Consider the following 8,818-nt stretch of genomic DNA (forward strand, 5'->3'; position numbering starts at 1 on the left):
AATGGGAAGGCTGTTTGTTGTCAGTTATAATAGTACTGTTGCCCGTACTGTATTCATCGAAGGGATTTTATGAAAGAAGTGAGAGCTTGAAGTGGACGAAAGTGAGTGGTGTCAGATGCTTAAAGTTCGCTGTCCGCGCTGCGCGGGGTGCCACTTGTCGGTTTGTTTCTGTAAAAGAACCAACATTCGTTCAGCAGCTTGATCTGTCTGCTGTCCTTTTTGTGAAATGCACGCATCAGTTGATTGCAAAGCCATTGAGGCAAGGGTATCTCCTCCTCTTGCATAATTCATCTGTACGTTAGCATATGTGGCAATAGCCTGGACTGTGCGGATTAACCAGTGAGGAACACGGAAAATTCAATATCTATACGGATATGGATTAAAGGGCGAAAAAAAAAGCACAACTCCCGCTTTTAGGAGATATGCTTTTGGTTCCATCCTGAATTAATAAAAAGTTCATAAGTGGATTAGAGTGATTCCATCTCTTCTTCATACCATTGCTCTAATTGGGCCTGAAGCGCCCGGATCTCAGTGAGCAGTGAAATCAAAGGATATTCACTCTCTCTAAGTGCTGCGAAGCTTTGTTCAAGCGCATTGATGTAATCAAGGCCTCCGATGATGGAGAGTTGCTCGTCCAGAAGGTCAAGATTGTCACATTCAGCGATTGCCCAAGGCAGAACAGGTACATCTGCTGCGGTAAGTTTGTCAATTTCTTTGTGCAGGCGCAGGTTGAGCGCACTGAGTTGATAAGCGTAATCGGCGGGCATTTCCACAAACTGCAAGTGCTGTTCCTGCTGCAGGATGACGTAGCGCATTGTAGGCATAACGAGTAATAATCTCCCCTCATACATTCTACTTGACAGTGTAGCCTACGAAACGGTTAAAATTCAAGTATTATGGCGGAAAACAAATGGCCCCAAGGGTGAGAAAGGAATGAAAACCGATGGAAAATGAGGAATTGCAGCAATGGATTGAGCAGGTGTCACTGGATCATTTCGGGGTTCCGTTCACTCACGAGGCACTGTTTAACCGTCGTCTGACCACTACAGGTGGGCGTTATATGCTCAAGAGTCACCGCATCGAAATTAATCCTCATCAGCTCGAAGTCTATGGGCGGGAAGAGGTTGAGAAGATCATCAAGCATGAACTGTGTCACTACCATCTGCACATCCGTGGACGGGGATACCAACACCGGGACCCTGAATTCAAAGCCTTGTTGCAGAAGGTGGGCGGTTCCCGGTTCTGTCAGTCCCTTCCGGATGGAAAGGGCAGAAAGCCATTACCCTATCGCTACAAGCTGGTGTGCAAGAGCTGTGGCACGGAATATTTGCGTAAACGCAAAGTTGACCCGAAGCGTTACCGCTGCGGTCGTTGTGCGGGAAAGTTGCTATTGCGCGAAATATAATGAAAATATTGTTTTCCGAATCATATATAAGCGATCTTAAGAAAATTGTAATATTTTTATAAACCTCCTTGTCATTATTTCATAGTAAGCTGGTGTAGTCCGGATAATGAATTGCATGGACTAAGGAGGAGCGAGGAATGACAGTATATAATGTACTTGTTGTGGATGATGATCCCGATATTTGTAATGCGATTGAGATTTATTTGCGTAGTGAAGGAATTGTAGTGTGCAAGGCAGCAGATGGGCAGGAAGCGATAAGAAAAATCAGGGAAGAAGAAGTTCACCTCATTGTAATGGATGTAATGATGCCCAATTTGGATGGGATACAGGCAACTTTCAAAATACGTGAGAACTGCAATGTACCGATTATTATTTTGTCTGCCAAAACGGAGGACTACGACAAAATTCTTGGTCTAAATATTGGAGCTGATGATTACATAGCCAAACCCTTCAATCCCTTGGAACTGGTTGCCAGAGTGAAATCCCAGTTGCGTCGATTTACAGGGCTTGGAACACAGCAAATCGATCGGGACGATGAACAAGAAATTGAGGTCAGGGAACTGGTGCTTAACAATAGGAGGAAAAAAGTAACGCTGGACGGTGAAGAGATTCGATTGACTCCAACGGAGTTTCATATTTTGAAATTGTTGATGGAGAATACGGGACGTGTTTTTGCCATTGATGAAATCTATGAACGTGTTTGGAAAGAGCCAGCCTTTCAGCCAGAAAACACGGTGGCTGTGCATATTCGCCGAATCAGGGAGAAAATTGAGTTTAATCCCAGAGAACCGAAGTATGTAAAGGTGGTGTGGGGCATTGGCTACAAGATGGAAGGTTAATGTGGTCCCTTATATGATTCGATTTGTTTTGATCAGCTGCAGTACCCTTATGTTTTTTTATGTCATCTCACGAAGTTTCCAGAATATTGATTTTGTTTTTCGAGGCTGGGGTATTCAGAATGATCCGTCTTTAATCATATGTTTGTTACTGATCGCTGTTTTATTTGTGTTTAGCAACCGATTACCACTGCCTAAGGGTAGCAGATATGTGAAGATGAAGAATTGGATTTCGGTTGGAGTGGCTATGGATGTACAAATATTGCTTTATTTTGTCATTGGTATACCGCTGTTCTGTGGAACGGTTATTGTCATGCAGGGGAACGGCATACGGGTTAGCCAACATGAGTGGATCAACGACATTGTCATGTATATATCTGCATTTCTTTTGTCATCCGTGCTGCTCTGTTTTGCGGGGGAGTATGGTAGGGCGGGGATTCGGATGATCGCGGATCGAGCCGCGTTTCGTCAGACCGTCAATCAATTATGGTTACGCAAGACGATCCATATGCTGCGGGATGAACTGAAACATGCGACCCCAACTGAAAATAGGATCATCAAAACACTTATCGTTTGGTTTGTATCTCAATTCGTATTGCTGATCATTGCGTTCGTGCTAGAGGAATTTAGGTTTCCAATCTTGCTGGTAATCGTGGCGTGCAGTGTGATTATCCTAGGTCAGATCGTGCGAATCATTCATGGTTTGCAAGGATTAACACAAGCTGCTTCAGCCATGGCTTTGGGACGTATGGACGTTCAGCTTCCTCAGCAGACAAACGGTATGCTTGACCAACTGACGATGCATATGAACGGCATGAAACAAGGAATTCAGAGTACTGTCGAAAAAAGAGTGAAAAGTGAGCGAATGAAGTCGGAGCTGATTACCAATGTCTCACATGATTTAAAAACGCCGCTGACCTCGCTGGTGAGTTATGTGGATTTGTTAAAACGTAATGAAGGTACTGACGAGGAAAAGGCAAAATATATTGAGGTGCTGCAACGCAAGACGAAGCGGCTAAGTGTACTTGTTGAAGATTTATTTGAGGCGGCCAAGATGGCCAGTGGAGATGTGGAGTTGCATGTGGAGCAAGTTGATGTTGCAGCCTTATTACATCAGGCTTTGGCGGAATATAGTGAGTCTATCGTACAGTCCGGTTTAATTTTCAGAGTAAGTGGCAGGGATGGTCCGATGTACGCTCAGTTGGATGGAAAACGTACATGGCGTGTATTCGAGAATTTGCTTGGTAATGTCACTAAATACGGAATGAAGAAATCAAGGGTGTTTATTGAATTATCAGAAGATGATGCGTATGTGATAGTGTGTATCAAAAACGTTTCTACATTTGAAATGAAGTTTGCAGCAGATGAAATTTTTGAACGTTTCAAGCGGGGCGACGATTCCCGGAGCACGGAAGGATCAGGACTAGGTTTATCCATTGCGAAAAGTATTGTTGAGCTGCATGGAGGAAGAATGAACATCGAGATTGATGGCGATCTGTTTAAAGTGACGGTCCATTTTCCAAAATACACCGCAGCAGAAGCAATAAAATAAGCGTATCACCGACTTTTCTATGCGTCCAAATGAAAGATCCAAGGCTTCCAAGAAAGTCACTCCAGATGTTGACTTGGAATATTAATCATGATAAATTTAGGTTATTCAAGATTGATATTCCCTGATAGCTCAGTTGGTAGAGCACTCGACTGTTAATCGAGTTGTCACAGGTTCGAGCCCTGTTCGGGGAGCCATTCTTGGAGAGATACCCAAGTGGCTATAAGGGGACCCTCTGCTAAGGGGTTAGACTGCGTAAGCGGTGCGAGGGTTCGAATCCCTCTCTCTCCGTTCTGAATAAAGCAAAACAAAATCCCCCTCTTCACGAACCATTAACGGTTCGTGAAGAGGGGGATTTTTGATGTATCGTCATTTTACCAATGTACACACGTATACCCATTTGCCGCCCTACAATGAAATGCCCAATACCTCGTATAAACCCTTCTTGCCAGCTTCCGTAACTTCAACTGAACGGCTACCTACCTTCTGGCGGGTCCAATCCAGTTCAGACAAGCGGCGTCCGAGTTCGTCTCCCAGTACACCGGAGATATGGTGACGACGCTCACTCCAGTCCAGACACTTGCGAGCCATAGCGCGACGAGATCCGGCGTTCCCTTCAAGTATAATGCCAAAAGAAGTGAACCATTGAACCCCTTTCTCTGTAATGTGGTAATCCTTGGCCTGCTCATCCTGAGGTTCTTCGAGGTAACCTTCCCGCAATAAAGCTTCGCACAACGATATCCCCAATTTTCCGGCCAGATGCCCATAACAGGTTCGAGCAAAGCTCAGATGTTGAAGCTGATTGGATTGTTTGAGGGATCTCACTTGAACTGGTGCGGCGATACTACCCATCGTTTCAATCAGGAAAGCAATTTCTTTGCCTGCGAGACGATAGTATCGATGTCGTCCTTGCTGTTCAACGACGAGCAGCCCGCCTTCGACCAGCTTCGCGAGATGACTGCTTGCCGTTTGAGGAGTAACACCCGCCATGTAAGCAAGTTCGCCTGCAGGAAGGGCACGACCATCCAACAAAGCTTCCAGAAAAATAGCACGACTGGGATCAGCAATTAACGACGCAACTACAGAAATATTCGGATATGTATTCATACTTCGATGATACCTGAACTATTGGTGTATTACAATTCAATTGTGCATGAAATACAACCCACCAGACCGATTGAATTGATTGAAGAATGGAGGAAGAAGCAATGGATACAAATGACAGGACGAAAGTAGGTCCCAAACCAGAGAATCATCGAGGCTCGAACAGAGAGTTGATGCAGCATGAGGTGATGACTCCAAGTATTTTGTACTATGGCACACCTGTATTGTTACTGAGCACGTTAAATGAAGATGGGACAACGAATCTGTCTCCACTTTCTTCATCCTGGGCACTGGGCGACTGCTTGGTACTTGGAATAGGGATTCAGGGCAAAGCCTTTGAGAACCTGAGCCGCCATCCCGAATGTGTGATTAATCTGCCGGATGCATCCATGTGGGAGCAGGTTGAGGTGCTGGGGCGTTATACCGGGATATATCCCGTTCCTGTAGAGAAAAGGAAGATGGGGTTTGAATTTTGCTATAATAAATTTGCTGCCTCTGGACTGACACCTCAAAATTCAGTTCAGGTTGAGCCGGATAAAATAGCGGAATGTCCGCTCCAGATTGAAGCCGCAGTACAGCACATTCGTATTCCGGAACATACACCTTTCATGGCGATTGTGGAAGTGAAAACGTTGAAGGTACACGCTCATACCCGCCTAATATCCGGTTTGAACAAGATTAACCCAGAGAAATGGAATCCTTTAATTTATAATTTCAGACATTATTATGGACTTGGAGAGAGGCATGGGGAGAGTTTTCGGGCAGAGAAGTGATGTATTTGGACTTTGAATAGCATAGACAACCAATAAGTAATCCAGAATATAAGAGGTGGGGTCAGTTAAGGCGCCGCTTCTTTCTGCCTATATTAAGAATTCATTTGAGACTTCATTCGGGGAATATATGAGTTCGGCTATTTTATTAGCAGGGAATGGGTAAATAGTAAAGAAAGATACATGTAAGCATATACATAAGAGAGGTGATGAACATGGAAATGGAATACTTGATGCGTGTACTCATAGCTGGCATATGCGGCGTGTTGATCGGATATGAGCGCAAGAATCGAATGAAGGAAGCGGGGATACGTACTCACTTTGTTGTTGCTGTGGGTGCAGCATTGATGATGATTGTATCCAAATATGGCTTTCAGGATCAGGCAGGCTGGGCGAATCTGTCGCTCGACCCATCGAGGATTGCCGCACAGGTGGTTAGTGGGGTCGGTTTCATTGGGGCCGGGATGATCTTCACACAGCGCCACACGGTCCGGGGATTGACGACAGCAGCGGGAATCTGGGCGACTGCAGGGATGGGACTGGCTGTTGGTTCGGGACTGTATTGGACAGGGGCGGGGGTGACTTTGCTTATTGTTGTGGCCCAGATGCTGCTGCATCGGCCGACACGCTGGTTGGTGTCCGCGAGAACGGAGACGTTGACCATTCGTCTGCTGCAGGAAGGGGAAACCCTCAAAACCGTTTTGTCTTTGCTGGGACAGGAAAAAATCTCGGTGATCGGCTTCAAAACAGAACAGCAAATAAGCACAGACTCCGGAGAGGAGACTGTGCTTGAATTCACTCTGCAATTGCCTGGTTCATATCGGGCCGAGCAATTAATTATTTTATTGCAGGATGTGCCTCACGTTCGATCCGTTGATATGAGGTGAGCCCAAGGTGTCGCTAGGTCGTTAGGTCGTTAGGTCGTTAGGTCGCAATGCCGAACCATCACGAAAAGCGATTACTGACCGCCTTCAATGACGGTCTCCTGCTGGGAAACGGGCTTGCCTTCAAGAACACAATGAATGGCATGTGCGACACCATGCTCCACATTGGTCAAAGACACAGCCTTGGCAAGCGCCCGAATCTCCGGTTCAGCGTTGCCCATGGCGATACCGAGTCCTGCCATTTCCAGCATGGATACATCATTGAAATTATCACCAATGGCTGCTGTATCTTCCATGGATATGTTCAGATGAGCGGCCAGTTTAGTTAAAGCGTTACCTTTGGATACATCAGGATGCTGCATTTCGAAGTTGTGCTCAGAGGATACCACCATGGCTACATCGGAGCGAGAGCTGAAGTATTCGCGTCCTTGCTGCAATTGAGCGGGATCCAATGAAAAGGCCATAATATTGTAAATGTGAGCTTCGGAAGGGATTTCCTGATGGGAGATTACGCGGTGATAATCTTTCTTGTCATAGTGCTTCTTAACAGCACGAATGAGGCGTTCAATGTCCTCCCCAGGACTCGAGCCCAGAATGCGATCCATCTCAGCGAGCATCGCCTCATGACTGCTTATAGGAGCGTAAATTCCCTGTTGTGTGGAGGCCTCGTAGTAGCAATGATGATCTTCCAGCCATTGCATGACGGATGCGGCCGTTTCACGCTCAAGTGGAAGATGGAATAGGCGTTCACCGTTGGCATCATGAATGGTAGCTCCGTTGGAGCCGATGACTGGCGTGTGAATTCCGCCTTCGCTGCTTATCGTTAATACGTCGGAATAGACCCGACCTGTAGCAATCGTAACCTTCAATCCTTCTTGTTGCGCCTTATGGATTGCAGCTGCGTTTTCCGGGCTGATCTGACTGTCTCTGTTCAATAGGGTTCCATCTAAATCGGTAGCAAATAATTTCATATGTTACAACTCCTTTTCAATTGTAGGTTCAGGAATCAGAATCTCCACTTGCTGTTCGGTTAAAAAGGTTCGCCAATCTTGGGAAGGCCACTGATCTGTGATTAACACATCAACGAGTGACCAGTCTGCAAAACGGTAACCATAACGCTTATCAAACTTGGAGTGGTCAGCGAGTACAATAACCTGTTTCGCAGCCAGCATCATTTTGTGTTTAATCTTTCCTTCTTCTTCAGAAGCACTGAAGCCGTCCATCGTAATTCCGCCGATGCCTATAAAGGCTTTGTCTACATAATAATGGGAAAGAGTTTCAATCACTGAAGTACCATAGACATAACGCTGCTCTTTATCGACTTTACCGCCAAGCAAACGAATCTGGACAGCCGTATGATTGGAGAGAAGTTCAGCTGAATAAATGGAATTGGTGATGACGGTACAGGATTTGCCGTTCAGATTTTCGGCACAAGTCTGCACTGTGGTGGAAGAATCCAGAATAATGTGCTCGCCTTGGCGGACAATAGCAGCGGCTAGCTTGCCAATAGCTCTTTTTTCGTCGGAAATGTGGAGCAGACGATCTTTATAGGATCGATGCTCATCTGGTGGAACGGGGAGAATTGCACCGCCGCGCGTACGGATAATGGCATCCTGTTCTTCGAGCTTGATTAAGTCCCTTCGTGCTGTGTCCCGGGAAACGTCAAAGAGGGATACAATATCATCAGCCGAGATGCGATTGTGTTTGCGCAAATGTTCAATAATCAGCTGCATTCGTTCTTCCTGAAACAAACGTGCCGCCTCCTTATACGTAGCTGACCGTGTATATAACTGATAGGTTAATTATAAGTACTAATAATGATATTTGCAATATTATAAGTGAATGTAAGTGTATTTAAGTTTTTTGATATGGGTTTTACAAATTCCGATGATTACGGTGATAAATATGTGAAAGAGATTTCAGGAGTGAGGTGACTCTTGAACTCATGAATAAGGGGTAAAAAGTAGTGGATAAAAAAGTTCTAAAAAAAGTGTTGCACATTTTATTTAGCCTGTGATATACTCATTCTTGTCGCCAAGAAAGACAACTTGTTAATAAGGCCCGTTGGTCAAGGGGTTAAGACACCTCCCTTTCACGGAGGTAACAGGGGTTCGAATCCCCTACGGGTCATTATCTTCACCACCTCAGGGATGTACAATCCTGATGAGGAATCCTCAAAAAGTCATAGCTCCTAAACAAAAAGAGTTACGCATGGCACATCCGGTGAAGTTACAGCAAGAGCCATTAGCTCAGTTGGTAGAGCACCTGAC

At 45.4% G+C, this 8,818-nt stretch carries 10 protein-coding genes and 3 tRNA genes; 8 read left to right on the plus strand and 5 right to left on the minus strand.

The window, feature by feature from the left end:
• Window positions 1-119 precede the first annotated feature (119 nt).
• A complete protein-coding gene (gene cmpA / locus AMS66_RS32345) occupies window positions 120-263 on the minus strand; it encodes a cortex morphogenetic protein CmpA (protein WP_090808144.1) in 144 nt (47 codons plus the stop codon).
• A 204-nt stretch (window positions 264-467) separates the two neighbouring features.
• Window positions 468-824, minus strand: coding sequence for a hypothetical protein (locus tag AMS66_RS15535; protein ID WP_053781679.1), 357 nt, complete (start codon window positions 822-824; stop codon window positions 468-470).
• A gap of 119 nt (window positions 825-943) precedes the next feature.
• Between AMS66_RS15535 and AMS66_RS15540 the strand changes: the two genes are divergently transcribed.
• From AMS66_RS15540 to AMS66_RS15560, 5 genes are all read left to right on the plus strand, one after another.
• The gene (locus tag AMS66_RS15540; protein ID WP_053781680.1) at window positions 944-1,405 is read left to right on the plus strand and encodes a SprT family protein; all 462 of its coding nucleotides are present in this window, start codon (window positions 944-946) and stop codon (window positions 1,403-1,405) included.
• A gap of 137 nt (window positions 1,406-1,542) precedes the next feature.
• Window positions 1,543-2,244, plus strand: a complete 702-nt coding sequence (locus AMS66_RS15545; RefSeq protein WP_053781681.1) for a response regulator transcription factor — start codon at window positions 1,543-1,545, stop codon at window positions 2,242-2,244.
• 214 nt (window positions 2,245-2,458) lie between these two features.
• The gene (locus tag AMS66_RS15550; RefSeq protein WP_236703424.1) at window positions 2,459-3,793 is read left to right on the plus strand and encodes a HAMP domain-containing sensor histidine kinase; all 1,335 of its coding nucleotides are present in this window, start codon (window positions 2,459-2,461) and stop codon (window positions 3,791-3,793) included.
• Window positions 3,794-3,911: 118 nt separating this feature from the next.
• Window positions 3,912-3,987 (plus strand) — tRNA-Asn (locus AMS66_RS15555).
• Window positions 3,988-3,992: 5 nt separating this feature from the next.
• Window positions 3,993-4,081: transfer RNA gene (locus AMS66_RS15560), tRNA-Ser, on the plus strand.
• Window positions 4,082-4,198: 117 nt separating this feature from the next.
• Here AMS66_RS15560 and AMS66_RS15565 read toward each other — a convergent pair.
• Window positions 4,199-4,897 (minus strand): ArsR/SmtB family transcription factor, encoded by a 699-nt coding sequence (locus AMS66_RS15565; protein ID WP_053781683.1) that lies wholly within the window; start codon window positions 4,895-4,897, stop codon window positions 4,199-4,201.
• A gap of 170 nt (window positions 4,898-5,067) precedes the next feature.
• Here AMS66_RS15565 and AMS66_RS15570 point away from each other — a divergent pair, with 170 nt between their 5' ends.
• Together AMS66_RS15570 and AMS66_RS15575 are read left to right on the plus strand one after the other, a co-directional pair.
• Window positions 5,068-5,667 (plus strand): flavin reductase family protein, encoded by a 600-nt coding sequence (locus tag AMS66_RS15570; protein WP_053781800.1) that lies wholly within the window; start codon window positions 5,068-5,070, stop codon window positions 5,665-5,667.
• A gap of 212 nt (window positions 5,668-5,879) precedes the next feature.
• Window positions 5,880-6,551, plus strand: a complete 672-nt coding sequence (locus AMS66_RS15575; protein ID WP_053781684.1) for an MgtC/SapB family protein — start codon at window positions 5,880-5,882, stop codon at window positions 6,549-6,551.
• A gap of 71 nt (window positions 6,552-6,622) precedes the next feature.
• Here the strand turns inward: AMS66_RS15575 and AMS66_RS15580 are convergent, their stop codons facing one another.
• Together AMS66_RS15580 and AMS66_RS15585 are read right to left on the minus strand one after the other, a co-directional pair.
• Window positions 6,623-7,519, minus strand: a complete 897-nt coding sequence (locus tag AMS66_RS15580; protein ID WP_053781685.1) for a Cof-type HAD-IIB family hydrolase — start codon at window positions 7,517-7,519, stop codon at window positions 6,623-6,625.
• Between the two features lie 3 nt (window positions 7,520-7,522).
• Complete coding sequence (locus tag AMS66_RS15585; protein ID WP_053781686.1) at window positions 7,523-8,299, minus strand: DeoR/GlpR family DNA-binding transcription regulator; 777 nt, start codon at window positions 8,297-8,299, stop codon at window positions 7,523-7,525.
• A 307-nt stretch (window positions 8,300-8,606) separates the two neighbouring features.
• Between AMS66_RS15585 and AMS66_RS15590 the strand changes: the two genes are divergently transcribed.
• Window positions 8,607-8,678, plus strand: a tRNA-Glu gene (locus tag AMS66_RS15590).
• Window positions 8,679-8,818 lie beyond the last annotated feature (140 nt).

The organism is Paenibacillus xylanivorans, assembly GCF_001280595.1.
In the GTDB taxonomy this organism is placed as follows: domain Bacteria; phylum Bacillota; class Bacilli; order Paenibacillales; family Paenibacillaceae; genus Paenibacillus; species Paenibacillus xylanivorans.